The organism is Bradyrhizobium sp. LCT2 (assembly GCF_009931255.1).
Lineage (GTDB): Bacteria > Pseudomonadota > Alphaproteobacteria > Rhizobiales > Xanthobacteraceae > Bradyrhizobium > Bradyrhizobium diazoefficiens.
On sequence record NZ_CP034432.1, the window covers coordinates 1,941,017 to 1,966,561 of the forward strand.

Consider the following 25,545-nt stretch of genomic DNA (forward strand, 5'->3'; position numbering starts at 1 on the left):
CGCCACAGCCGGTCCGCGAATCTGCCGAAGTCATTGGCCACGCCCGCATGACCCAACACACCGGCCGAGAAAGTCTTCGTCTGGTGATCGCGCAACCAAAAGGAATTTCCATCCGTTCGCGGGCCATTTTCGAGGCGTCGATTTCTTTTTATCTTCGCCGGTTGACAATTTTCTTCCAAGCTCCCTAGGAAGCACCAGGTGCGCAAAGGCTCAACGATATTTCAAATGAGAAAAGTGCTCTCTGCTAAGCTGCACGGCATCCATGTCACAGAGACCAATCTTTATTATCCCGGTTCCGTCGCCCTCGATCCAGGTCGCTGTCACGAGGCGGGCATTCTACCGACGGAGTTCGTGGAGACCTGGAACAAGAAATCCGGGGCACGAATCTCGACTTACGTCATTCTCGGCGTACGCGGCTCACGTTGCTGTGTCCTCAACGGCGCTGCGGCGCGGATCTGCCAAGTCGGCGACCAACTCATTGCTTGCAGTTCGTCCTTCTTGGACGAGCAGAAAATTGTTGAGTTAAGGCCGAAGAGTCGCCCTTTCGATCGCAGCAACCAGACTGAACACCTGACATACTCGGTCAGTTCGGAAGCAGCAGGCGACTTCGCGCCGCATAATCGAACTGAAGTCGTCGACGCGATGGGGGTCCAATGAGCCACGTTTTAGAGCAGCCGGTTGAGCGCATCACGATTCCCATGCTGCAGAAGTGGAAAGAGGAGAGCCGGCGTGTCGTCATGACCACTGCCTACGACGCGGTTCTGGCGCGTATCGCGGATCCTTCCGTCGATATAATTCTCGTCGGTGATAGTGTCGGTAACGTTTGCCTTGGATTTGAAAACACGCTACCGGTGAGCGTGGCGATGATGAACCATCATCTGGAAGCCGTTGCACGCAGCAAGCCTCGAGCTTTACTCGTCGCCGATATGCCGTTTCTTAGCTTCCACCTCAGCGTCGAGGAAACCATACGCAATGCCGGCGGATTCCTGCAGCGAGGCGCAGCCGCGGTGAAACTCGAGGGCGGCGGCAAGCGTATCGAGATGGTACGTGCCCTTGTCGATTGCGAGATTCCGGTGATGGGTCATCTGGGCCTTATGCCCCAGAGCGTCAATGTCATGGGCGGCTTCAAGGTGCAGGGCCGGAAAGCGGATGAAGCGCTGCGGTTGCTCGATGATGCTCACCGTCTGCAGGAGGCCGGCTGTTTCGCTTTGGTGTTGGAAGGCATTCCGGCCGAGCTTGCTGCTCGAGCAACCGACTCCTTGACAATACCGACGATCGGAATCGGCGCCGGCCCGGACTGTTCGGGGCAGGTGCTCGTGTTTCACGACGTGCTGGGCCTGACCGAAGGTCAACGCCCCAAATTCGTTCGCGCCTATGCGGAAGGCTTCCAGCAGTTGCATGATGCGCTTTCGCGCTGGGCCGCGGATGTCCGCAGTGGTGCATTCCCGGGACCGCAAGAGTCCTATCGACTTCCTGAAGGCGTCGGCGAGGCAATTACCAACTAGTGGTTCATCACAGTGATTATGACTCTTTGGCGGTGGCTGGATAGGCGCGGCCGAGTTTGGTGCGGGCTTTTTCTGTTGTGAACATCCATTTGATGCGGGCTCGGGTTTTATTCCGCCTCTTTTGCCATGCTGCGATCTCGTTTCGGAGCCTTTTGGGATCGTCGATGCGGCGGCCGAGACACTGACGCTGTAGCACGCTGATCTCGCACTCGACCATATTGAGCCAACTGGCGTGCTTCGGGGTGAAGTGGAATTCGAGGCGGCGCAGGATGCGCCGGGCCTCGGCGGGCGCGAAGGCCTCATACAGCGCCCCAGGCTTGTGGATCGACAAATTGTCCTGCACGACACGGATGCAGGCGGCGTCGGGATAATGGACGTCGACGAGATCACGCATGCAGTGGGCGTAGTCCACGGCGGCGCGGCGGTCGGTGACCTTGACGTTGCGCCAGCCCCGATGTGGATCGAAGGTGACGAAGAGATTGGCGGTGCCGTTGCGGCGATACTCGTAATCGTAGCGCTCGCGCTGTCCCGGTTGGGCCGGGACCGGCTGGCGCACCTCGCCGATCAGCTGGATGGGGGTCTCGTCGAAGCAGACCAGCGGCCGGGCGGGATTCTGCGTCTCGGCGTAGAGGTCGAGCACGTCCTCCATGCGGGCAACGTATTCGCCGTCGACATGGGGAATGCACCACATGTCCCTGCGCCACGGCTTGAGGTCGTTCTCGGCCAGCCGGCGACGCACGGTCTCGCCCGACAGGCTGTTGTGATCGGTGAGCTTGACCATCGTGTCGGCCAGCAGCGTCAGCGTCCAGCGTTTGCAGCCAGCGGGCGGCTTGGCGCATGCGGTCGCCACCAGCAGGGCTTCCTCCTTGCCGGTCAGCTTGCGCTCAGCGCCCGGACGCGGCTCCTCGCTCAGGGCCCGCTCCATATTGCCTTCCACGAAGCGGCGCCTGGTCCGGCCGACGGTGGAGAGGCTGACACTCACGGTCCGGGCAATCTCCTCGTCGCGGCAGCCTCCATCGGCCGCCAGCAAAATCTGCGCCCGCTTAAGCTTGCGGGCGGCGTGCTTGCCGCCGCCGAGCATCGCCGTCAGTTCGTCGCGCTCGGCTTGGCTCAATTCGACCCGATAACGTACATTCATGCTTTGCCTCCTTGTCGGAGGCCGGGACGAATCCAACGATGAGTCAAAAATCAGGCGCGCGCTTCACCGAGAAGCAGGGTTATTACCTGGCCTTCATCCATACCTACGCCCATATGTTCGGACGTCCCCCCGCCGAAGCCGACATCCAGCGCCACTTCCGCGTCAGCCCGCCTTCGGTCCATCAGATGATCGTCACCCTCGAACGAAACGGCTTCATCCGACGTCAACCCGGCGTCCCCAGAAGCATCGAAATCCTCGTGCCACCGGAAAGCTTGCCGATCCTCGAATGGCTCGGTATCAAAACGTCAAAATCACTGTGATGAACCACTAGGCGCCGTCCAACCCAAACCGATGTAAAGGTCGACATGCAAACAATCGCGACGGTCGCTGAGCTTCGCCGCACTCTCGCAAAAGCCCGCAGTGCCGATCAACGGGTCGGATTCGTGCCGACAATGGGCTATCTCCACGATGGCCACTTGGCGCTGATCGCGGCGAGCCAGGGGCAATGCGACGTCACGGTCGTCAGCATCTTCGTCAACCCCACTCAGTTCGGACCAAACGAGGATCTCAGCACCTATCCGCGCGACTTCTTGCGCGATGAGGGACTGTGCCGCGATGCCGGGGTTGCGATCCTCTTTGCGCCGGATGCACAGGAAGTCTATCCGAGCCATTTCGAGACTTTCATTGAACCGGGCGACCTAGCGAAACCTCTGTGCGGAGCATTCAGGCCTGGACATTTTCGCGGTGTCGCGACTGTCGTATGCAAGTTGTTCAACATGGTGCAGCCCGACGTCGTGTTTTTTGGCCAGAAGGAGTTTCAGCAATGTGCAGTCGTGCGTCGCATGGCGGTTGATCTCAATCTCCCCATCGAGATCGTCACCGTACCAACCGTTCGCGAACAGGATGGGCTCGCGATGAGCAGTCGCAACCGGTATCTCAGCAAGGAAGAACGTCAGCGGGCCCTTACGATCAATCGTGGGCTATCCGCCGCGCTCGATGAATTTCGCTCTGGAGAGCGCAACGTAGAAAGGCTGATTGCTATCGCCAAGGGGCATTTAGAGGCAGTTGACCGACTGCAGTATCTTGAACTTGTCGACGGTGACACGCTCAACACCGCCGATAGTCCACTGCGACGCCCCGCGGCGCTTTGTGCGGCAGCCTACGTCGGCTCGACCCGGCTGATCGACAACGTAATACTGGCGTCGCCAACTCCGTAGCGCAATGCGTAGTCAAACCGTACGCAGCATATTGAGCTGGAAGAAGTGCTCAAGGCAACTTTTTACAGACGTGTCGACCTGGTAGCAAAGGGCGAACCCCGAGCCGACGTTGTTCAGAGAGTTAGCGATGCAATAGGGGGTGCTTGCGGAATATTGTGGGACCGAGAACTTTGCATTTGGCAACATCACAAGTTTCTCGCGGCTGCGACCAGAGACCGTTTCGACAAACCTTGGTATAGTGTTTTGCAGCCCATGCTATATTACCGACTTACCTTTGTAGAGTTGAGGACCCGTCAGGTCGTTTGTACTTTCGATGTCGAACCTGGATCATTCGATCGACGAGTCGGTGCGAAGCCTAAACTGATACCTTGCTAGAAGTCGTTGCGTTCCAATCAGGTGTGAGGACGAACATCTTGAACCGGACCTTTGGCCGATTGCACGCAAAAAAGACAGGGGCTTTATCTTAAGAAGGTACCCACTATTCGAGATCGCGATCAGCGATCAGAACAGCTCAGCCAACGTTTATGCAAGCGACGAAGATGGAGAAGCGGAGGATTGGGCACGCTATGCTCAGGAACGTGTGAGCCCTTAGAGTGGCCGATAACGCTCCCCTCATACTACGGGCTTTAGCGCAGTCGCCGCATTGATGATCGCTGCCGTAGCGCAAGTTGCTGGCGTAGTTGCATCCCCCTCTTGAAATGCGAGTCGCGATGGCATTTACCGAGCTTTTCATCAAACGTCCGGTATTGTCTATCGTCGTCAGTGTCCTGATCCTTCTGATTGGCTTGCGCGCGGCCACCGTACTGCCGATCCGGCAATTTCCCAAGCTATCTAATACGGTCGTCAATATCACGACTTCCTATCCTGGCGCCTCCGCCGACATGATCCAGGGGTTCATCACCACTCCCCTGGAGCAGGCAGTCGCTTCCGCCGAGGGCGTCGACTACATCAGTTCCTCATCGGTGCTCGGTACCTCGACGATCCAAGTCTACATCAAGCTGAATTTCGATCCCAACGAGGCGCTCACCGAGGTGCTCTCCAAGGTCAACTCAGTCAAATATTTGATCCCGAAGGAATCAAACGATCCGGTCGTCACTAAGTCGACCGGTCAGATCACCGCTGTAATGTATATCGCCTTCTCCAGCGAGGAATTGACGGCCAGCGCGATCTCCGACTACCTCTCGCGCGTCGTGCAACCCGTTATGTCAACCGTCGATGGCGTCGCAGCGGCAGACATCTTGGGCGGTCAGAGTTTTGCGATGCGGCTATGGCTCGATCCTGCGAGAATGGCAGGGTACGGCGTGTCGCCGGCTGAAGTTTCGGCTGCAATCGCCGCTAACAACTTCCAGGCCGCGGCCGGCCAGACCAAGGGCAATTTCACCATTTCCGATGTCACTGCAAACACGGATCTGCGGAGTGTCGATGACTTCAAGCGCATGATCGTCAAAGCCAATGACGGGGGCTTCGTGCGCATGGAGGACATTGCGATAGTCGAGCTTGCCGCGCAGACCACAGACATGAGCGTCGCCATGAACGGCGAGCACGCGGTCTTTATCGGCGTTCAGGCAAGCCCGCAAGGCAATCCGCAAAGCATAGTGCGAGGCGTTCGGGCGCTGTTTCCAGAAATGGAGCGTAACCTGCCGCCGTCACTGAAGATGAAAGTGGCCTACGACTCCACCAAATTCATTCAATCGTCGATCGATGAAGTGGAGAAGACGCTCATTGAGGCCGTTGTGGTCGTGGTGGCGGTGATCTTCCTATTCCTGGCCTCGCTGCGGTCGGTCATCATTCCTGTAGTCGCTATTCCGTTATCGCTCGTTGGTGTCTGCAGCGTGATGCTGGTGCTGGGGTTTTCATTCAATCTCCTGACTCTCCTTGCGATGGTTCTCGCGATCGGTCTCGTGGTCGATGACGCGATCGTGGTGGTTGAGAACATTCATCGCCATTTAGAAGAGGGGGCGCCGCCCCTCCAGGCTGCTACAAGGGGCGCGCGCGAGATCGTCGGCCCCGTTGTCTCCATGACGATTACCTTGGCTGCTGTATATGCCCCAATCGGATTTCTCGGCGGTCTCACCGGTGCGTTGTTCCGCGAGTTCGCGTTTACGCTAGCGGGAGCGGTGATCGTGTCGGGCGTAATCGCTTTGACGCTGTCGCCGATGATGTGCTCGCTCTTTCTGAAGCGCGCCGAGAGGGGGCGGTTTGCAGGGTTTGTGAACCGCGGGTTCGGCGCCTTGACACGGTGGTACGGCCGCAAGCTCGACCGCTCGCTCGACTACTGTCCGATTACCGGGCTGTTTGCGCTGACCATGTTGGGCCTCGTCGGCTTTCTATATATGAATACTTCCAAGGAACTCGCGCCCGAGGAGGATCAAGGTGTCGTATTCGCACTAACCAAGGCGCCGAAATACGCCAATATCGACTACCTCGACTATTACGGCACCAAGCTCGAAAAAGCGTTCCAGAAGTTTTCCGAGACTGATTTGAGCTTCGTGCTCAATGGCTTTAGCGGCCAGCAGAGTGGCATGGCCGGCATGTTGCTCAAGCCATGGGACGAGCGCAAGCGATCATCGACCGCGCTAAAGTCCCTTGTCCAAGCCGAGCTGTCGAAAATCGAAGGCATTAACGCGTTTGCCTTTAGCTTGCCGCCGCTTCCGGGCGGCTCGGGTGGCCTACCAGTGCAGATGGTGATCAATTCGACGCTTGGCTTCCAATCCGTCTACGAGCAGATGTCGAAGCTGAAGGATGCCGCGCGCAAGAGCGGTCTGTTCATGGTGAGCGACTCCGACCTCGAGTTCAACCAGCCGGTGGTACGAATCAAGGTTGATCGATCCAAGGCCAACGAACTTGGCATCACCATGCAGACCATCGGTAACGCGCTCGCCACCTTACTTGGCGGAAACTACGTCAATCGCTTCAATTTGCAGGGTCGCTCCTACCAGGTGATCCCGCAGGTGCCGCGCGAGGAACGCCTGGCCCCGCAAGCAATTGGGAGCTATTATGTGAAGACTGCGACGGGCTCGATGCTCCCGCTGTCTACCGTAGTCTCCACCGAGACTGCGACCGATCCGAACGCGCTCACCCACTACAATCAGCTCAACTGCGCGACCTTTCAGGCCGTGCCGATGCCCGGCGTCACGATCGGTCAGGCTGTGGACTTCCTGGAAGCCGAGGCAAAGAAACTGCCCGCAGGCTTCAGCCACGACTTTCTCGCCGACGCCCGCCAATATGTGCACGAGGGTAACCAACTGGCGATTACCTTTGCATTTGCACTCATCATCATATTCTTGGTGCTTGCGGCGCAGTTCGAAAGTCTGCGCGATCCCCTTATCATCATGATCAGCGTGCCGATGGCAATCGTCGGTGCCTTGATCCCGCCATTCTTTGGCTGGGCGACTATGAACATCTACACCCAGGTCGGACTGTTGACACTGGTCGGGTTGATCTCCAAACACGGCATCTTGATGGTTCAGTTCGCCAATGAGCTGCAGCTCAAGGAGAGACTTGACCGTCGCTCGGCTATAGAGATGGCGGCGCGCGTCCGACTGCGTCCAATCTTGATGACCACGGCGGCAATGGTGACGGGCTTCATACCCTTGTTGACTGCAACGGGAGCTGGCGCCGCGAGCCGCTTCTCGATCGGGCTCGTGCTCGTCGCTGGCATGTCTGTCGGCACGCTGTTCACGCTCTTCGTGCTGCCGGCGGTCTATGTCGCGATCGCGTCCGATCACCGTGCCGATGCGAGCTCCGGCCGCGCGACGATCGCCGCCGAGCTCGACCTCACTGGCGCTGCTGATGCCCAGATGGCCAAGCAATGACGATAGAATAGATTTCGCTCAGTGTGGTGAGCGAAGGAGCGTGCGACCGCTTCAAGCTCCCTTGCGCATCGAGATCTTCAAGCCCGTGATGCAGAGCTTGGCAACCATCAGGTGCCCGGCGAAGAAACGTCATCGGTGATCCGCGCCTGCTCTGTCAAGGAATCGCACCGTACATTCACGGCGGCGGAACGCTCTAGACCTCGCCGGGGGAAGAAGGGAACTGATGCTCGCCTGATAAAAGGTGGCCTTGCCATTTATCCCAAGTGCTCTTTAAGGAGAATTGTTTGCTTCCGTCCGACCGCGTTGCGTTGCTAGCTGAAAAAGGTGACGCTGAACCGCTTAGGATTCGACACGAGTTCAATTCCGTGGGGCGACGGTCGTCAGGAGCCCCCGTATCCATGACCGACGCACTTACGGCTTCGACACGACCATTGTCGACAAACCGAAGAACAGGCTGACACGTATTGCTGAGTGATCGCAGTCGGGTATTGGGAAGGGCAGCACAGCTTCTGTTGTACGACCGAAGTCGAGAGTAGGAGCAACTCCTGAACCTGTGCTGACCACTGCCATTGCGAAGACGGCCGGAGCTGCTATGCGAATGGTAAGAATCTGCCGCAATCCAGATGACCAATGGCCGCGCTGGTCCGCCGACGCGTGACCCGACGCCCTCCGGTGTGGGAAAGTTAAGGAAATGCCTGAGTGTGATCCTGCTATGTGGTTTCTGGCCGCAACGACGTGTTTTGCGGCCTTTGTAAATGGAGCCATCGGCTACGGTTTTCGTCGCTCACGGTACCCCTTGCGCTGGTTTTCTACACCAATGGGGAACCTTCTGGCCGCCTGAGCCGGGACAATCGAATATCAAAAGTATCGGGCCGACATTGACGGCTTGCGCGTGATAGCGGTCCTCGTTGTATTGATCTCGCGGGTCAGCGCAGTTACTCGCGATGAGAGCTTCCGATTTTGCAAAAGCTGTCGGAAAACCTACGGTCGTGTTAGCGCCAACTACAGGCGTGGGGCGCCGTTGGCTTTGTAGGCTTTGCGACAGCCCATACTGAGCGTTGCGCCTCCGGCTGTCGCAAACCAGCAAAAAGCTATCATCTTCGTATGGCCAGCTCATCCGGGAAAGATTAGCCGAAACACCGCCCCCACGGGCTCGACCATCACCCCTACTTGTCGCTCGCCCTGTGACGTAGTCCAGCATTTGTGACGGCATCGCATTTGCAGTGATGAAGAACGTCAACTTGAGGCCATCATCGTCGAGTCGCGCGCCGCTTGCGACGCACGCAGGATGAGGGGCGCCGCGCTCGCGAGCCCGTTCTTTCAGGAGCGTCCGTGATACCATCTGCCAATTGGTCTGCCGGCGTGCTTGGGACGCGGCTGACATTTTTTGTGGCCGGATTCGGCCTCGCGGCCTGGGCGCCTTTAGTGCCAATCGCCAAGGAGCGGCTCGCGCTGGATGACCGCATGCTTGGTCTACTGCTGCTCTGCCTCGGAACGGGATCCGTCATCGCGATGCTTATGACCAGCGTGTCGAATGCCCGGTATGGCAGCAAGCCCATTATCCTCGCGGGTGGACTTGGACTCGCGATCATCCTGCCGTGCCTTGCAATTGCCGACACACCTGTCAAGCTCGGCGCCACGCTGTTTGCTTTCGGCGTTTCAATCGGCTCAATCGATGTAGCCATGAACATTCATGCGATTGAATCGGAGCGCGCCACCGGCCGTCCATTGATGTCCGGCTTCCACGCTCAGTATAGCATTGGCGAATTCACCGGCTCTGCTGTCGTGACCTCGTTCCTCTCGCTGCAGCTTGGCTCGCTTTTTTCGACGTTGGTCTGTTCGGCGTTAATGACGATCGTGATTGTGTCGGCCTGGCCGAGGTTACTCGCGACGGGTTCGAGACAGCAGGGACCATTGTTTGTCTTGCCCCATCGCAGTGTGTTGCTGATAGCTGTGCTCGCGGCTATCACCTTTCTTGTCGAAGGTGCAATGCTCGATTGGAGCGCTTTGCTTCTCGTTGAACGATATCTTCTCGCGGAGGCGCACGGGGGCATTGGTTGTATGCTCTTCTCAATCGCCATGACCGCAGGGCGTCTCAGCGGAGATGCCGTGGTGGCGCGAATCGGCGACCGTGCCACATTGATGCTCGGGACTCTGCCAATCGTGACAGGCTTCTTGGCTGTGGTGGCCGCGCCCGTTGCGTTGATTGCTATGGCGGGGTTCCTGCTTATTGGATTGGGTATTTCAAATGTTGTTCCCGTACTGTGTCGCCGCGCCGGCAAACAGAAGGTGATGCCAGCAGGCATAGCGATCGCGGTCATCACGACAGGCGGCTACACGGGTATACTCGTCGGGCCAGCCGGCATCGGGCTCATCGCACACATGTTTGGCTTGCCCCTGGCGTTCGGGATGTTAGGCGTGCTCATGTCCATCGTTACGCTGTCGGCGAGGATGATGATGACAGACCATCGCTAAAACATTGCTCGAGAGGAAAGGGGCACCGGCACGCTTCCGGCTAATGATCGTCCATCGGCGTTTGAGACTTAGAGTCGATGAGCCTCAATTGATGGCAGCACGTCTCGATCATGATCATTTTCCTTTTCCTGCAAGTCGGCTGGCTGCGTCGGAGCTTGGATACACCGCGTCACTCGGTTTCTTGGGGGCCAACTGAGGGGCGTTGTTGACAATGAACGTTCGTCAACTGCGAATCACGATTGATCGTTACGTGAGCGGCGGGTCCGCTAGGCCGGATGTTCACCGCCGATTGATCGTAGGATCGGCCCCTTATCTGGGAACAAGCGAATCACTCTGGTGCCTCCATCGCTGTCAGCGCGATACGCCCGGTATGCCAGCTGAATCCCGTCCTCCAGCGAGGTCGTGGCGCGCCAACCGAGCCCGGACAGCCGACCCACGTCGAGCAGCTTGCGCGGCGTGCCGTCCGGGCGCGACGTGTCGAAGCTGATTTCACCGCGAAAACCGACGGCGGCCGCGACCATGAGTGCGAACTCGGCGATGCTGATGTCCTTGCCAGTACCGATATTGACCAGTTCCGGCGAGGAATAGGTCTTCATCAGATGGATGCAGGCGTCGGCGAGATCATCGACATAGAGGAATTCGCGGCGCGGCGTGCCGGTACCCCACACCACGACTTTGCCGGCGCCCGAAATTTTGGCCTCGTGGAAGCGGCGGATTAGCCCGGCGACGACATGGCTGTATTCAGGGTGATAATTGTCGCCGGGGCCGTAGAGGTTGGTCGGCATCACGCTGATGAAATCGGCGCCGTACTGGCTGCGATAGGCCTGGGCCATCTTGATGCCGGCGATCTTGGCGATGGCATAGGGTTCGTTGGTCGGCTCCAGCGGGCCGGTCAGCATCGAATCCTCTCGCAGCGGCTGCGGCGCCAGGCGCGGATAGATGCAGGAGGAGCCGAAGAACATCAGCTTCTCGCATCCATTGGCATGCGCCGCCTGGATCACGTTGCTCGATATCGCCAGATTGTCGTGGAGAAACTCGGCGCGCAGCGTGTTGTTAGCGACGATGCCGCCGACCTTGGCGGCGGCGAGGAACACGGCTTGCGGCCGCTTCGCGGCAAACCAGGCGTTCACCGTGGCCTGGTCGCGCAGGTCGAGCTCGCTGCGCGACACCGTCAAGAGGTCGGCCTGTTCGCGTGCCAGCCGGCGCATCAGCGCCGCGCCGACCATGCCGCGATGGCCGGCAACGAAAACCGTCTTGCCCTTCAGTTCAAACGCCGTGCTTGCCATTGGCCGCCCCCTGCCTGGCTTGGACCAGATCGCTGGCGACCATTTCCCTCACCAGTTGCGAGAGCGGCGTCTTCGGAGCCCAGCCGAGCTTCGCGCGCGCCTTGCTTGCATCGCCGATCAGGAGATCAACCTCGGTCGGACGGAAATAGGTCGGATCGATCTGCACCAGTGTCTTGCCGGACGCCTTGTCCACACCGACCTCTTCGACGCCCTTGCCGCGCCATTCGATGCTGCGCCCGACCTCGGCAAACGCCAGCTCGGCGAACTCGCGGACCGACCGCGCCTCGCCGGTCGCGAGCACGAAGTCGCCGGGCTCGTCGACCTGCAGGATCCTGTGCATGCCCTCGACATAATCGCGAGCATGGCCCCAGTCGCGCTTGGCGTCGAGATTGCCGAGATAGAGCGTGTTCTCGAGGCCGACCTCGATGCGGGCGACGGCGCGGGTGATCTTGCGCGTCACGAAGGTCTCGCCGCGGGTCGGGCTCTCATGGTTGAACAGGATGCCGTTGCTGGCGAACATGCCATAGGCCTCACGGTAGTTCACTGTGATCCAGTAGCCATAAAGCTTGGCGACGCCATAGGGCGAGCGCGGATAGAATGGCGTGGTTTCCTTCTGCGGCACCTCTTGCACCAGCCCGTAAAGCTCCGAGGTCGAGGCCTGGTAGAACCGCGTCTCATTTTCCATGCCGAGGATGCGGATCGCTTCCAAAAGGCGCAGCACACCGATCGCGTCGGCATTGGCGGTATATTCCGGGCTCTCGAAACTGACGTGGACGTGGCTCTGGGCGGCCAAGTTGTAGATCTCGGTCGGCCGGATCTGCTGCACCAGCCGAATCAGATTGGTCGAATCCGTCATGTCACCATAGTGCATCAGAAACGGCAGGTTGCCGGCATGCGGATCCTGGTAGAGATGATCGATGCGCGCTGTGTTGAACGAGGACGACCGGCGCTTGATCCCGTGCACGGTGTAGCCGAGACCTAGCAGATACTCGGCGAGATATGCGCCGTCCTGCCCGGTGACGCCGGTGATCAGCGCAACGCGCCGCTTTGAGTCCTGAGCCGCCATGGTCTCTCTTAGTTGCGTCGGAAAGAAAGCCTACCTGTGAAATGCTATTGCGAAGCCGTTTGTCGATAAATCTAGATGCGCAAGCGCGCTCCACCGGCAATTAGAGGAAAGCGATCATTAGCTCCAGTCATACACATCATGTAGGAAATGCACACTATATACATTGATTTATATTAAACTGGAGAAGCCAACACATTGAGCTTCCAAACATGAAAGTCAACTAACCCTCGCAACCTGCCTGATATCGGCGATGATCCGAAGCAGGCGAGATGGATGGCAAACGCAGTTACGAGCGTCAGGGCGCGCTTCCCCCGCGGGCGATATTTCCAATGAGATCGAAGCCGACGGTCTGTGTTCCTTATCTATTCTCAAGCGCATCTACGCATTCGCGTGCTCTCGCCATGGCTTGGGAGAGTGACGAGCTGAGGCCGCGGTCGTCAATGCGTTTGTCGGCATCACGCGATGCAGGCGAGCACACGTCAAGCCTGCGCATCATTTCGTAATCTACAAAGCGCCCGTACCGTTAATCTCCGAATAGAACACCCTGGCTTGGCGGTGACTCGTCAACGGTGATCAGTGCCTTTGCCAGTATCAACTCGCGGCAGTCGACGGTCGACGCAAGACAAAATGAGAAAGAGTAGCAAACGTTGGTATAAATCCTCGAACGTTCCGATATCGAAAATTTACGTTCGTACAATAGAGCTCCGGCGCCAATCGTTTAGTCTCGACGAGCGTGACTTGCCTCGGTCCGAGTATGATGAGCCATCTTAAACCAGCGCCGGCAAAATGTTTCCAGTGACATAGGACAATTCTTGCTAGAGCGGCTGCGCGAATATATCGGCAGCAGACGATGTAGAAGCCACGGGCAGCGTGTCTTCTTTCTATCTGCAATGAACCAAGGCCCAGACGAACGTGAGCCTCTCGAAGAGTCTATCAGTGAGACGCAAGGACTCAATGACTCCCACATCAACTGCCGCCCGGTTCGCCGGTATCGCTGCTCACTTTCTTGGAAACTTGAGCTGCAAGTCGTGAAATGGCTCATCAGTGATGGTGAGCAAACCAGAAGATGTTTTACCGTAGCATAATTGACCTGTGACCTGCCTATCTGTTCGAATGTCCTCAATCCATGGAGCCAGACTATCTGCACGATGTATCCTCGCAGCGGCTTGTTGCGACGACGACAGCTGTCGTCGCAACGGAGCGAGTTTGTTTGTGTCGGAATTGTATTTCACCGGGCAAGCGCATCTGCGTATCTGGCTCTCCTCGAAGCGGTCACGCTATTCGCAGCCCGCATCACAGTTTACTCGATCGGCAGCCAAAAGCGGAATGTAGCCGGGCGAAGTGATGGTGGCCGAAGAAATCTGACTCGCGCTTGTGAATGCGGCGGCGATGCGGGCGGCCGCGAAAGATCCCGAACTTGACGCCTGTTACCACCGGGCGAGCGAATTTCATAACGGGGTTCCTGTGAGGAGGAACGTCGGGCTTCTTGAACTTGGGCAGCGTTGATCGATATGTGTGGCATTGTTGGCATCTTGGGGCGTGGTCCGGTCGGTGAGCAGTTGGTCGCGTCGCTCAAGCGATTGGAATATCGTGGCTACGACTCCGCAGGCCTCGCGACTCTCGAAGGTCTCCGTATCGAGCGGCGACGCGCTGAAGGTAAGCTGAGAAACCTTGAGGAGCGGCTGCGCTATTATCCGCCGTCGGGTCGTACCGGTATTGGTCACACCCGCTGGGCGACTCATGGAAAGCCGACCGAGAGCAATGCTCATCCGCATGCGACGGAAAATGTAGCGGTCGTTCATAACGGAATCATTGAGAATTTCAGCGAGCTGCGGACCCAGCTGGAGCGGAATGGAGCCCATTTTGACTCAGAGACGGACACCGAGGTGGTGGCACATCTCGTCGAATCTTATCTCAAGAATGGCTACTCGCCGCAGGATGCGGTACAAGCGTCGCTGCCGCGCCTGCGCGGTGCCTTCGCGCTGGCATTCCTTTTCAAGGACCACGACGATCTTTTGATCGGTGCGCGCAGAGGGTCGCCCCTTGCGATCGGACATGGTAACGGCGAAGTGTATCTAGGATCGGACGCGCTCGCGCTCGCGCCTTTGACCGACACCATTACCTATCTTGAAGACGGCGACTGGGCCGTGCTGACGCGCACGACGTGCGTGATTTATAGCGCAGACGGCTCCGTCGTCCAGCGGGAAACATCAAAGTCTGGCGTATCGTCACTCCTTGTGGACAAAGCGAATTATCGCCACTTCATGGCCAAGGAAATCCACGAGCAGCCAACAGTGGCCGGCAAGACATTGGCGCATTATCTCGACATGGCGGCCAAGCGCGTCGCCCTGCCGCTCACATTGCCGTTCGACTTTAAATCCATTCAGCGCATCTCAATTATCGCGTGCGGCACTGCAAGCTATGCCGGGCACATTGCCAAATACTGGTTTGAGCGGCTGGCGCGCTTGCCTGTCGAGATCGATGTAGCGTCCGAGTTCCGCTATCGGGAGGCGCCTCTGCGCCGGGGGGATCTCGCCATCGTCATCTCGCAGTCGGGCGAAACCGCTGACACACTAGCTGCGTTGCGATACGCCAGGGGCCAGGGCGTGCACACGATATCTGTGGTCAACGTCCCGACCTCGACGATTGCACGTGAGAGCGAATCCGTTCTGCTGACGCTGGCGGGGCCAGAAATCGGCGTCGCCTCCACAAAGGCATTCATCTGCCAGCTGTTGGTATTGGCAGCGCTTGCCGTCGCAGCAGGCAAAGAGCGCGGTAATCTCTCTGAGATCGATGAATCGAAGCTCGTGCGTGAGCTTATCGAAGTGCCGCGGTTGATTGCTGCGGCGCTGTTGATCGAGCCGCAGATCGAGAAGCTCGCGCATTATATCGCCGACTCAAGGGGCGTGCTCTATCTCGGTCGGGGTACGTCGGCCCCCCTGGCGTTGGAGGGCGCACTCAAGCTGAAGGAAATTTCCTATATCCATGCAGAAGGTTATGCCGCCGGCGAGCTCAAGCACGGACCGATCGCGCTGATCGATGAGACCGTGCCTGTGGTGGTGATCGCGCCTTACGACAAGGTCTTCGAAAAGACCGTCTCGAACATGCAAGAAGTTGCCGCTCGGGGCGGCAAGATCATCCTGATCACCGATGCGAAGGGTGCTTTGGAAGCGACCGTGGACACACTCATGACCCTTGTGCTGCCTGAGATGGTCGCAAGCTTTACGCCGATGGTCTATGCCATTCCGGTTCAGCTCTTGGCTTACCATACCGCCCTCGTAAGGGGCACGGACGTGGACCAGCCGCGTAATCTCGCAAAATCGGTGACTGTCGAATGAGACCGCAATGTTAGTATCTGAGCATTGAGGCCTCCGTGTCGAGGTGTTGGGCTTGCGTTTGGTCGCGTCGAGTTCGTGGAGCCGGAACCGGACAAGTTCTTTGCGATTCGTGATTCCCTGACGGCGGTCATCGGCATTGGGGACGGCGATGAGCAAACCGCGGGATGATCGCCAGAAAGAGGTGTGCTTCCGGCCCTCGATCAGATCATCGACATGGGCCACCCGCTGGTGCGGTTGGCGGCGCTGATCGACTGGAAGTTTCTGGATGATCGCTTTGGTTCGGTGTGCCAAACACGTCCGGGGCAGCCTGGCCTGCCGACGCGGCTTGTCGCCGGCCTGTTCATCCTGAAGCACATGCACAATCTCTCGGATGAGGTGCTGTGCGCCCGCTGGATCGAGAACCCCTATTACCGTGTGCCACGAACACCGGCGGCGACGCCGGTGATGCTGTATTGAAGATGGGAGTTTGGCCTCCCGGAGCCGGCCTGCAGGGGCAGGCTTCAAACCACCTCATGCTGCCGCGTTCAAAAGGTGCGGTGGTGAGCGATGAGGAAAAAGGCGGTGAATGAAACCGTCAGGTAAGTGACAAGAAGATGAGTGCAAGCGAACCGCCGATGACGTATCGAAATGGGTTCAAGACGCTGTCAAAACGGGCGTGGGGTAGTAGCGCTCGGAGGAGTGTGGGCGGAGCCTGGTTACGGCCCACGCGGCAGCCGGTGCATAGGCGGCATGATCTCGTCACAGGCTTCAACACGGAACGTGGGAACCTGACGCAATGCGTCAGGGGCGGAGCAACCCGTAATAGTGACGAAGCGGCTGTAATGGCCGTGGAGCAAAGGGGTTGCGTTATCCTGCCGGCGTCACTGCGCCAACCGGGAAGACCGGGAGGAGCACGGTGAACTCCGGCAAACCGTTGCCTATCACCAAGCGGATGGTGTGGGAAGCCTATAAGCTTGTGAAGAAGAAGGGAAAGGCGGCGGGCGTCGATGGCCAGAGTCTCGGAGACTTTGCCGGCGATCTTGAGAACCACCTCTACCGGCTGTGGAATCGGTTGGCGTCAGGAAGTTACTTCCCGCCACCAGTGCGGCGGGTCGAGATTCCTAAGGCCGGCGGTGGGGTTAGTCCTCTTGGCATACCGACGGTCGCGGACCGTATCGCCCAAATGGTGGTCAAACGGTGTCTGGAGCCGGTGTTGGATGGAGAATTTGATCCGGACTCCTACGGCTACAGGCCCGGAAAATCGGCCCATCAGGCCATAGAGCAGGCGCGTAAGCGGTGCTGGCAGCACGACTGGGTCGTAGATCTCGACATCAAGAGCTTTTTCGACACGATCGATCATGAACTCTTGATGCGCGCGGTCTATCGACACACGAAAGCTGACTGGATCCGGCTCTACATTGAGCGGTGGCTTAAGGCTCCGGTCGAGATGCCCGATGGATCGGTTCGGGCGAGGACGACAGGCACGCCTCAAGGGGGTGTGGTGGCTCCCTGAACGCAAAAGATAACTTTGCGGTGGGGGAGCGGTCACGGAGCTATTGGCGGCGCCGGGCGCCTTTCCACCGGGAGGGGTGGGTGGGAGGGGGATGGAGTGGCGGATGACGATCTTGTCGTCGCCAACGAGGACTTCCTTCACGAGAAGGCGCAGCACGCGTTGGCGTTCGATTATATCGAGCGCGCCGACGGACGAGCGGAGGCGCTCGAGGAAGCTAGTCACGGATTCGGCGAGACGCAGACAAACCTCCTGCTCCTGCGATTGGTCTTCGATCGCCTGCAGCGCCGACAAGCGGCTACGCAAATCGGGCATGCGACTGCGCAGCTCTTCAAGTGAGAGAAGGCTCTCTTGATAGGCCGTGAGGAGACGCTCGATGCTTTTCCGGGAGCGCGCAAGATCGCGGCGAAGCGTTTCCTCCCGGCGCTGTGTGGGATCGGCGTTGCGCGCCGCCTTGAGCCGGCGCTCAAGTTCGTCTTCGATGAGCTGTCGGTCTTCAAGTAAACACGCGATCTCTTTCCATACCACCTCGTCCAGCAAATCCTGGCGCGTCGGGCGACTGTCGCAGACCGGCCCGCCGAGCCGGCGCCAGCCATCCGAGCCCAAGCAGCGGTAGTAATGGATGGTTCGAGCGCTCGACCTGGTCGAGGTGCGATAGAGCCCATAGCCGCATTTGGCGCAGCTCAACAATCCTTGCAGGGCGCTCGGCGTGATCGTGCGTCGCGGGGCATGCTTCTTGTTGGCTTCCAAAAGCTCGTTCGCCAATGCGAAGGTCTCTTCGCTGATGATGGTCGGCACAGGGATTTCGATCCACTCTGTGCGAGGAAGCTCATGATTTGCGCTATTGCGAGGAGCGACGCCGCCGCGCAATCGCAACGGCCGCGTCACACGCATGCGCGGCGCGATCCGTGTCTTGCCAAAGCAGGCCGTTCCTTTATACGCGGGATTGCGCAGCATCGCCCAGACTGTCGAGCGCTCCCAGCGGCCTGTTTCTTTGGCTGTCGGAATCTGGCGCTCATTGAGCAGGCGCGTGATGGCGCCGATGCTGTGGCTTTTTGCGGTGTAAAGCTCGTAGACCCAGCGCACGATACCGGCCTGTCGCTCGTCGATCTCATAATAGGCGGCAGAGTGATCGGTCTTGCGCTTGTAGCGATAGCCAAACGGAGCGCCGGAAAGCACGCTCACTTGGCCTTGAAGGGCGCGATGGCGCTTCCCTCGCCGCGACCGTTCCAGGATTTGCGCGCGTTCATATTCGGTGATCATGCCCTGAAACTGCAGCAGGAGCTCGTCTTCCGGCGTCGCTGCCCGTCTCGAGCGAATGAACAAGACCTCGACGCCGGCGCGCGCGAACTCTTCGATAAGAAGGATTTGATGCGCATAGCGCCGGCTCAGCCGATCGGGAGCGTAGACGAGCACGGCTTGGATCCGCCCTTCTGCGGCGAGATCGCGCAGTCGTTCAAGTCCGGGGCGCAACAAGCTCGCGCCGCTATAGCCGTCGTCTTCGATCACCCATTCCGCCGGCACGTCGCAGTTCTGCTCGCGCGCGAAGCGATCAGCGCGCTCGTCTGACTGGCGATCGTGTTCTCCTCCTTCTGTTTGTCCGACGACACTCTGGCGTAAATCGCGGCGGTCTTCATCTTCGCCTCCCGTCACATCGGCGCCAGCGCGCGCGAAGCGCACCTGATCTGGAACGAGAATTTCGTAAACCTGTTCAAGTTTGACGGCGACGAGGCGATCGAACGCAAATTCGAGTCGAACGTCGCGTTTTCTTCGCCGCTCAGCCATCTTCGCGGACAGACGCGAGATAAGCGGCCACCGCTCGGCGCATCACCTCGCTTGCCGAAAGCCTGGAAGCCGTCGCATGCGTCTGGAGTTTTTGGGCAAGATCGGCCGGCATCTTCAGGGAGAGCGTCACTGATGGCTGCGGCGCGGGAAGGAGCCGCTCCCTGCTTTTGGCCACTTCGAGATAGCGATAGGCCTGCCGCAGCGACAAGCCGCTTTCGCGCGACAGCACCAAGGCCGCCTCCGCCATGCCGATTTTCTTCGCGAGCAAGCGTCGCGCCGCCCTCAGCCGCTCGGCTTTCTGCGCTTGCGTCGATCGAATCATATGACATAACGGTATTACCTTTTGCGTCTCAAATCAACAACGGCTCTATCACGCCAGCCGACGATGACGCGTTCAAAGCGGAAGTTATCATTTGCGTTCAGGGAGCCGTCAGTCCAATCCTGGCAAACTTGTTCCTGCACTACGTGTTCGACGTTTGGATGAAAGGGTCTTATCCCCACATTCCGTTCGAACGCTACGCCGACGACATCATCTGCCATTGCCGCACGCGGCAGGAAGCGGAGGAACTTAAATCGGCGCTGGAACGACGGTTTGCTGACTGCCATTTATTGCTGCATCCGGAGAAGACTAAAGTGGTCTACTGCGCTGACAGCAATCGACTACCCGCGTATCCATTTTGACTTCCTAGGCTTTAGCTTCCGCCCCCGTATGGCGAAGAACCGGTGGGGCAGGATCTTCACCTGCTTCCTTCCGGGCGTGAGTCCGAACTCTCTCAAGAAGATGAGGGCTCGCATTCGAGGATGGCGCTTGCCTCGGCACTCGCCGCTTCCGCTTGAAGACATCGCGCGTAGTCTCAACCCCGTCCTTCGGGGCTGGGATCAATACTACGGGCGATTCTACCCGACGGAACTGCGTAGGCTCTATGAGTACTTCGATGAGCGCCTCGGCGCGTGGCTTCGGTGCAAGTACAAGCAACTGAAGGGCCATCGGGGACGGTCGTTGCGGAAACTCAACGAGATGGCGAAGCAAAATCCAAAGCTCTTTGTCCATTGGCAAAAGCTTGGACGGGCCACGGTTGGATGACAGGAGCCGGATGATGCGAGAGTATCACGTCCGGATCTGTGAGCGGCCGAGGGTGAAACTCCCTCGGCCTACTCGACAATATTTCTGCGGCGAGTTGAGCTTCTGCCACCGGCTGCCGTTCGATCGATCGTCGATGACGCGCTGGCGCCAGCGGCTCGGCGAGGAGCAGCTCGTCGCGCTGATCCAGGAAAGTCTGTCGGTGGCGCACAAGACAGGCGCCATCGGTCCCAAGGACCTGGAGCGGGTGGTAGTCGATACCACGGTGCAGCCCAAGGCCGTTGCGCATCCGACCGACACGCGGCTGATGCATCGGGCCATCACCAAGCTCGTCGGGCTCGCCAAGCGCAACCGTGTGCCGCTGCGCCAGAGCTATCTGCGCCTGGCCAAGCGCGCCGCCATCATGGTCGGCCGCTATACCCACGCTCATCAGTTCAAGCGCGCTCGGCGTCGACTCAAGTTCCTGCGGACGCGGCTTGGCCGGATCATCCGCGACATCCGCCGCAAGATTGATGGCGATGCGGTGCTGGAAGCGCGCTTTGGCCCGCTGCTCGATCTGGCGCAGCGGGTGCGCACCCAGGATCAGCATCAGCGCGGCCCCAAGGTCTATGCGTTACATGCGCCGGAGGTCTCGGCAAGGGGAAAGCCCGCGCGCCCTACGAGTTAATGGCATGGACCACGCCCGCTCCCGGCGGCAACATAAAGTCCCCGGTAAGAGAAGGAGCGCAAGCCATGCCCCATACGATGGTCACGATCGGTATCGATCCAGGCAAGAACACCGCATGGACCGCAACTATCTCAAAGGTCGCGTCGGCGACCGCATCAATGCCGTCCTCGCCGCGGGCCGGCTACAACGTCGGCCTGCTCCTGCGATGGCTCGCAGAACTCTTGCGTGCCATCATCCGCGCCTTCGCCGAAACTGTCCCGGCTCAAAAGATCGCTTAAATCAGCGCTCGTCCGCGTTTTTCACGGAGGACATCCGAAGTTGCTCGTAGCTGCCGTATGCTGCGCGACCTCAGGCAATGCCCTCGTCAACCCGCCCGTGCTCCGCTGAGCGGCTAGACGACGATCTGAGCGTGACTATGGCGTGGGCGATCTCAGACGGAGAACGATCCCGGCATCAGCAGGTCAATCATAGACCGATTCAGCTGGATGAGCAGAATCAGTCGTGCTTGCGTCATCATCCTCAACCCTGACTATCGCCAATGGGAGTGAGCGTTACCTTCCTGCCGCTCGAGTGGAACGGTCGATAACAATCGGGAATTGCGGACAATTGGGAGATCCAAGTCGGCTCCTGGTTACCCGGCCTGCAACCGCTTTGCAGGGCCAGATTAGCCTGAAACGCGATGCAGAACTAATCCTCACACCTTGCCGAAGCCGACGAGCAAATCGGTGCAGACAGCTTCGGGTCGCTCCGCCGCGGCTAATTCATTGGCAGCGCCTGCGCGCGACAACTTACTTTTCATGACCGCCAGCATTCGCGCCACGTCGGGAAGTTGAGCACGCGCTTCGCCCCCGAAACGATTGCTTGGGATTAGCGGTCGAGTTTCTCCCTTAGATCGCGCGTAGCAGCAACTCATTCAATCCGGTTAAGCCGCACGCGCCACCGCGGCCCTCCCCACCTGCTACGCGTCATCAAAGGATCGTTAGAAACCGGACATTCCCGCGCAAGGCCGAGCGCCTGGAATCAAGTGCAGGTAATTCGCCGCGTCGGAAGGACGCGGCGCCACCGGCTATGTGCGGCAGGCAAGTATTATTGGCCATTATCTGACCCAGCGACAGCCGACCGGCTCGTATAGCAGGATCGACCAGCCTCGCGGCGACGCGGGATTTGGCACGACTGGCAAATTCGGTTGGTGGGCCAGCGATCGCATCGGGTTCCTATCGCGGAGCCGTAGATCTGGTTGACCAGAACAACCGCTCCTCATTCTCGGCATGGGAATTGCTATCCCGCTCCTCGAACGAGACTGCTGTCAGCGCATGTCTGGGAGTGCGGCGCCGTAGGGCAGCCTCTACGTCTCTATCGTTTCAACGCTCGCACCGAAATATGATTATGCACGCAAATCTTAGGGTCACAACCTCAACAACGCAACATAGTGAGCTGGCTTGCTGGGTTAGGCGTCCGTTCGCAATACTCCAAGGAGGAACGAGATGAATGATCGGAATGTGGCCGAAGTCGATCTTCACGACCTACAGGTCTTGGATCCGCTGATTGGGAAATGCCAGCAGCTGGTCAGGGAAGTGACAATTCCCTACCAATGGGAGGTGCTGAACGATCGCGATCCCGAGGCAATACCGAGCCACGCGGTAGAGAACTTCCGCCTTGCCGCCGGACGTGCGAGGGGCCAGTTCCATGGCACGGTTTTTCAGGACAGTGACGTCGCAAAATGGCTTGAGGCGGCTGCATGGTCGCTATGCCAGGCACCCAATCCAGACCTGGAGAAAGCCGCTGATGAGCTGATTGAATTGATTGCGGCGGCCCAATGCGGCGACGGCTACCTCAACACTTATTTCATACTGAACGCGCCTCAGGAGCGCTGGACCAACCTAGCGGAGTACCACGAGCTTTATTGCGCCGGCCACTTGATTGAAGCGGGTGTCGCGTTCTTTCAGGCGACTGGCAAACGGCGATTGCTGGAGGTCGTTTGCAGGCTTGCTGACCACATCGGCAGAGTTTTTGGCCCGGAGCGCGATCAGTTGCACGGCTACGATGGCCATCCGGAAATCGAACTTGCGTTGGCACGCCTCTACGAAGCGACAAAGGAGCAGCGATATCTCACGCTAGCCAACTATTTCGTGGAGCAACGCGGCACGGAGCCACACTTCTACGACATTGAGTACGAGAAACGCCAGCAATCCTGCGTCCCCAAATCGGACGGCACGCCTTGGATGATAAAAAATAAAGCGTATAGCCAAGCGCACTTGCCACTTTCGGAGCAGCGGACTGCAATCGGTCATGCGGTTCGTTTTGTATACCTCATGACCGCGGTAGCTCATCTCGCGCGTCTGCGCCAGAACGAGCAGCAGCGCCAAGCTTGCCTACGGCTATGGCAAAACATGGTCCAGCGCCAGATCTATATTACCGGAGCCATCGGCTCGCAAGTCGCTGGCGAAGCGTTCAGCAGCGATTACGATCTGCCGAATGATACGGCGTACGCGGAAAGTTGCGCATCGATTGGCCTGATGATGTTCGCACGCCGTATGCTGGAGATGGAACTGGACGGTCGCTATGCGGAGGTGATGGAGCGCGCGCTCTACAATACCGTTCTCGGCAGTATCGCGTTCGACGGGCGTCACTATTTCTATGTTAACCCGCTCGAAGTGCATCCTAAAACGCTGAGGTCTAATGGCATCTACAATCACGTCTCGCCGGTGCGACGACGCTGGTTTGGCTGCGCGTGCTGTCCACCGAACATCGCACGCCTTTTCACATCGATTGGTCATTACATCTACACGCCCCGCACCGACGTGCTCTATGTAAACCTCTACGTTGGTAATAGGGTGGCTATATCCATCGACGGACATACGCTGCAGTTGCTCGTAAGCGGCAGCTATCCCTGGAGAGACGAGGTGGAAATCGCCGTCGAATCTGCGCCGCCAATTGCCCACACGCTCGCCCTGCGCCTGCCGGAATGGTGTAGCGCGCCGCAGGCGAGCCTGAACGGCGAGCCTGTCAATTGCGAGCCGCGCAAGGGCTATTTGCACATTCGTCGAACATGGCGGCAGGGAGATCGCGTCAAACTATCGCTGCCGATGCAAGTGCGTCGCGTATACGGCCATCCACAAGTTCGCAATTTGGCCGGCAAGGTGGCCATCCAGCGTGGCCCGTTAATTTATTGTCTGGAGGAAGCCGACAATGGGACCGAGTTACACAACGTTTGGCTTCATGCAGACAGTCGGTTTTCCCTTGTCGAAGGAACTGGTCTCTTTAACGGCAAGATCTTGCTGCAGGCTGACGGGGCGCGGTTGCAACACACCCATTCTGAAGAAGCGGTTCTTTATCAGTACGACAAAGTGGCTGGACAGCTAGAACCGCAGCGGCTGACATTCATTCCGTGGTTCAGCTGGGCTAACCGCGGCGAAGGCGAAATGCGGATTTGGATAAATGAGCATTGACGCCGAACGCGCGGGGCGCGCTTCCACGAATCGAAGTTTGATAACTTTTCTAGCGATATCGTTGCTCAAAGTCTGGAAATCGGCCAAAATATGGAAGGCGGCTCGTCCGCGAACTCCACTGCAACGTCGACACCCAGAACCCGACATGAGGTGGCGCGGCGCAACTCCGGCGTCAGCAGGTCAATCATCGATCGACCTGATTTCTAATGGAGGAGCATCCTCGGGCGTGCTCGCCGCCTCTCATCAAACCTGATGAATGCCAATGGCACGAGCGTACCAAGGCGCTGCAGGCAATCCCTTTGACGGCCACACGCTCGGCCCCGTGGTCGCCGACATGGAGAAGCTCACCGGCATGGAGGCTCGTCGTATCCACGTCGAAAAGGGGTACTGCGGCCCAACTACCCGCACCGGTTCAGGGTCTGGATCTCGGGTCAGGTTCGCCGCGTCACGGCTTCCATCCGGAGCGAGATGAAGCGTCGCGCGGCTGTCGAACCCGTCATCGGTCACGTCAAGGCCGAGCACCGCATGGACCGGAACTATCTCAAAGGCCGCGTCGGTGACCGCATCAACGCCGTCCTCGCCGCGGCCAGCTACAACTTCGGCCTGCTCCCGCGATGGCTCGCAGAACTCTTGCTTGCCATCATCCGCGCCTTCGCCGAAACTGTCCCGGCTCAAAAGATCGCTTAAATCAGCGCTCGTCCGCATTCGTCACGGAGAACAACTTAATCCGTCGTCCTGGCGAGATTGTCGTCGCGTGGAGCGTTTAGATCGGACATGAACCCAAGCTGCAGGTTGATTGCATCAGATGCCCTCTCGGCCACCATACGCCTTCAGTGCGGTATCGAGGAGCTCGATTAACGCTTGTCCGCCAAAGGGTTTGGCGAGGAAGCCAATCGCTCCGGCGCCCAGGGCTGACGCGCGCACGCGGTCGTTGGGGAAAGCCGTAATGAAAATGAACGGTGCGTCGTAGCCACGCGTCCGCATCTCTGCCAACAGCTCCAGGCCGCTCATAGCCGACATCTGCACATCGGTAATGACACAGGATGTCTCGTTCAACTGCGGCGACCGCAAGAGTTCCTCGGCCGACGCAAATATTCGGACGATGTAGCCACGCGATTTCAAAAGGTTCTCTGTCGCCGCACGGACTGAGGCGTCGTCGTCAACGACGGAAATCAAAGGCGTAGACAACACGAGCCCTCCCGACGCGGGTATAGTGGCTGCCAAAGTAGTAGCC

16 protein-coding genes and 4 pseudogenes are annotated in these 25,545 nt (G+C 58.8%); 14 read left to right on the forward strand and 6 right to left on the reverse strand.

Going from position 1 to position 25,545, the window contains the following annotated elements; all coding sequences use genetic code 11:
• Positions 1-225: 225 nt before the first annotated feature.
• Both EI171_RS09850 and panB read left to right on the forward strand, forming a co-directional pair.
• Positions 226-657, forward strand: coding sequence for an aspartate 1-decarboxylase (locus EI171_RS09850; RefSeq protein WP_161533230.1), 432 nt, complete (start codon positions 226-228; stop codon positions 655-657).
• Positions 654-1,505 (forward strand): 3-methyl-2-oxobutanoate hydroxymethyltransferase, encoded by an 852-nt coding sequence (panB, locus tag EI171_RS09855; RefSeq protein WP_161533231.1) that lies wholly within the window; start codon positions 654-656, stop codon positions 1,503-1,505. Before EI171_RS09850 ends, panB begins: the two co-directional genes overlap by 4 nt.
• Positions 1,506-1,521: 16 nt before the next feature.
• Here the strand turns inward: panB and EI171_RS09860 are convergent, their stop codons facing one another.
• Positions 1,522-2,643: an IS630 family transposase gene (locus EI171_RS09860; protein WP_161532241.1), complete on the reverse strand. Its 1,122-nt coding sequence runs from the start codon at positions 2,641-2,643 to the stop codon at positions 1,522-1,524.
• 38 nt (positions 2,644-2,681) lie between these two features.
• On the opposite strand from EI171_RS09860, the gene EI171_RS09865 reads away from it, so the two are divergent.
• The 4 genes from EI171_RS09865 to EI171_RS09880 all read left to right on the forward strand — a co-directional run bounded on the left by EI171_RS09865 (position 2,682) and on the right by EI171_RS09880 (position 10,150).
• Complete coding sequence (locus EI171_RS09865) at positions 2,682-2,963, forward strand: LexA family transcriptional regulator (RefSeq protein ID WP_126262178.1); 282 nt, start codon at positions 2,682-2,684, stop codon at positions 2,961-2,963.
• A 45-nt stretch (positions 2,964-3,008) separates the two neighbouring features.
• The gene (panC, locus tag EI171_RS09870) at positions 3,009-3,860 is read left to right on the forward strand and encodes a pantoate--beta-alanine ligase (RefSeq protein ID WP_161533232.1); all 852 of its coding nucleotides are present in this window, start codon (positions 3,009-3,011) and stop codon (positions 3,858-3,860) included.
• Between the two features lie 710 nt (positions 3,861-4,570).
• Positions 4,571-7,675: an efflux RND transporter permease subunit gene (locus EI171_RS09875; RefSeq protein ID WP_161533233.1), complete on the forward strand. Its 3,105-nt coding sequence runs from the start codon at positions 4,571-4,573 to the stop codon at positions 7,673-7,675.
• A gap of 1,335 nt (positions 7,676-9,010) precedes the next feature.
• Complete coding sequence (locus EI171_RS09880) at positions 9,011-10,150, forward strand: MFS transporter (protein ID WP_202633186.1); 1,140 nt, start codon at positions 9,011-9,013, stop codon at positions 10,148-10,150.
• Between the two features lie 266 nt (positions 10,151-10,416).
• On the opposite strand, the gene EI171_RS09885 is transcribed toward EI171_RS09880, so the two are convergent.
• Together EI171_RS09885 and gmd are read right to left on the reverse strand one after the other, a co-directional pair.
• Positions 10,417-11,436 (reverse strand): GDP-L-fucose synthase, encoded by a 1,020-nt coding sequence (locus tag EI171_RS09885; protein ID WP_271553295.1) that lies wholly within the window; start codon positions 11,434-11,436, stop codon positions 10,417-10,419.
• Complete coding sequence (gene gmd, locus EI171_RS09890; protein WP_161533235.1) at positions 11,417-12,502, reverse strand: GDP-mannose 4,6-dehydratase; 1,086 nt, start codon at positions 12,500-12,502, stop codon at positions 11,417-11,419. Before gmd ends, EI171_RS09885 begins: the two co-directional genes overlap by 20 nt.
• Positions 12,503-14,013: 1,511 nt before the next feature.
• On the opposite strand from gmd, the gene glmS reads away from it, so the two are divergent.
• From glmS to EI171_RS09905, 3 genes and pseudogenes are all read left to right on the forward strand, one after another.
• A complete protein-coding gene (gene glmS, locus EI171_RS09895; protein WP_161536955.1) occupies positions 14,014-15,840 on the forward strand; it encodes a glutamine--fructose-6-phosphate transaminase (isomerizing) in 1,827 nt (608 codons plus the stop codon).
• A gap of 148 nt (positions 15,841-15,988) precedes the next feature.
• Positions 15,989-16,254, forward strand: a pseudogene (locus tag EI171_RS09900) (transposase); the annotation flags it as partial.
• Positions 16,255-16,771: 517 nt separating this feature from the next.
• A complete protein-coding gene (locus EI171_RS09905) occupies positions 16,772-17,332 on the forward strand; it encodes a reverse transcriptase domain-containing protein (protein WP_246740618.1) in 561 nt (186 codons plus the stop codon).
• Between the two features lie 567 nt (positions 17,333-17,899).
• On the opposite strand, the pseudogene EI171_RS45455 reads toward EI171_RS09905, so the two are convergent.
• Both EI171_RS45455 and EI171_RS09915 read right to left on the reverse strand, forming a co-directional pair.
• Positions 17,900-19,114 (reverse strand): annotated as a pseudogene (locus EI171_RS45455) (recombinase family protein); the annotation flags it as partial.
• The gene (locus EI171_RS09915; RefSeq protein WP_223153759.1) at positions 19,107-19,361 is read right to left on the reverse strand and encodes a ribbon-helix-helix protein, CopG family; all 255 of its coding nucleotides are present in this window, start codon (positions 19,359-19,361) and stop codon (positions 19,107-19,109) included. The pseudogene EI171_RS45455 and the gene EI171_RS09915, both read right to left, overlap by 8 nt.
• Here EI171_RS09915 and EI171_RS45460 point away from each other — a divergent pair.
• The 5 genes and pseudogenes from EI171_RS45460 to EI171_RS09935 form a co-directional block, all read left to right on the forward strand.
• Positions 19,247-19,795 (forward strand): reverse transcriptase domain-containing protein, encoded by a 549-nt coding sequence (locus EI171_RS45460; protein WP_246740481.1) that lies wholly within the window; start codon positions 19,247-19,249, stop codon positions 19,793-19,795. The two genes, EI171_RS09915 and EI171_RS45460, sit on opposite strands and share 115 nt — an antisense overlap.
• 100 nt (positions 19,796-19,895) lie before the next feature.
• The gene (locus EI171_RS45465; RefSeq protein WP_246740619.1) at positions 19,896-20,198 is read left to right on the forward strand and encodes a group II intron maturase-specific domain-containing protein; all 303 of its coding nucleotides are present in this window, start codon (positions 19,896-19,898) and stop codon (positions 20,196-20,198) included.
• A gap of 67 nt (positions 20,199-20,265) precedes the next feature.
• A pseudogene (locus EI171_RS09925) lies at positions 20,266-21,140 on the forward strand (IS5/IS1182 family transposase); the annotation flags it as partial.
• A 1,206-nt stretch (positions 21,141-22,346) separates the two neighbouring features.
• Positions 22,347-24,311, forward strand: coding sequence for a glycoside hydrolase family 127 protein (locus EI171_RS09930; protein WP_161533236.1), 1,965 nt, complete (start codon positions 22,347-22,349; stop codon positions 24,309-24,311).
• A gap of 289 nt (positions 24,312-24,600) precedes the next feature.
• Positions 24,601-24,998: pseudogene (locus EI171_RS09935) on the forward strand (IS5/IS1182 family transposase); the annotation flags it as partial.
• 114 nt (positions 24,999-25,112) lie between these two features.
• Here EI171_RS09935 and EI171_RS09940 read toward each other — a convergent pair.
• Entirely contained in the window at positions 25,113-25,499 is a 387-nt protein-coding gene (locus tag EI171_RS09940; RefSeq protein ID WP_161533237.1) for a response regulator transcription factor, read from the reverse strand.
• Positions 25,500-25,545: the final 46 nt, after the last annotated feature.

Bases quoted from the DNA above. Each gene is read 5' to 3' on its own strand.
- EI171_RS09850 (WP_161533230.1), top strand. From the start codon at position 226: ATGAGAAAAGTGCTCTCTGCTAAGCTGCACGGCATCCATGTCACAGAG.
- panB (WP_161533231.1), top strand. From the start codon at position 654: ATGAGCCACGTTTTAGAGCAGCCGGTTGAGCGCATCACGATTCCCATG.
- EI171_RS09860 (WP_161532241.1), bottom strand. From the start codon at position 2,643: ATGAATGTACGTTATCGGGTCGAATTGAGCCAAGCCGAGCGCGACGAA.
- EI171_RS09865 (WP_126262178.1), top strand. From the start codon at position 2,682: ATGAGTCAAAAATCAGGCGCGCGCTTCACCGAGAAGCAGGGTTATTAC.
- panC (WP_161533232.1), top strand. From the start codon at position 3,009: ATGCAAACAATCGCGACGGTCGCTGAGCTTCGCCGCACTCTCGCAAAA.
- EI171_RS09875 (WP_161533233.1), top strand. From the start codon at position 4,571: ATGGCATTTACCGAGCTTTTCATCAAACGTCCGGTATTGTCTATCGTC.
- EI171_RS09885 (WP_271553295.1), bottom strand. From the start codon at position 11,436: ATGGCAAGCACGGCGTTTGAACTGAAGGGCAAGACGGTTTTCGTTGCC.
- gmd (WP_161533235.1), bottom strand. From the start codon at position 12,502: ATGGCGGCTCAGGACTCAAAGCGGCGCGTTGCGCTGATCACCGGCGTC.
- glmS (WP_161536955.1), top strand. From the start codon at position 14,014: ATGTGTGGCATTGTTGGCATCTTGGGGCGTGGTCCGGTCGGTGAGCAG.
- EI171_RS09905 (WP_246740618.1), top strand. From the start codon at position 16,772: ATGGTGTGGGAAGCCTATAAGCTTGTGAAGAAGAAGGGAAAGGCGGCG.
- EI171_RS45460 (WP_246740481.1), top strand. From the start codon at position 19,247: ATGGCTGCGGCGCGGGAAGGAGCCGCTCCCTGCTTTTGGCCACTTCGA.
- EI171_RS09915 (WP_223153759.1), bottom strand. From the start codon at position 19,361: ATGGCGGAGGCGGCCTTGGTGCTGTCGCGCGAAAGCGGCTTGTCGCTG.
- EI171_RS45465 (WP_246740619.1), top strand. From the start codon at position 19,896: ATGAGGGCTCGCATTCGAGGATGGCGCTTGCCTCGGCACTCGCCGCTT.
- EI171_RS09930 (WP_161533236.1), top strand. From the start codon at position 22,347: ATGAATGATCGGAATGTGGCCGAAGTCGATCTTCACGACCTACAGGTC.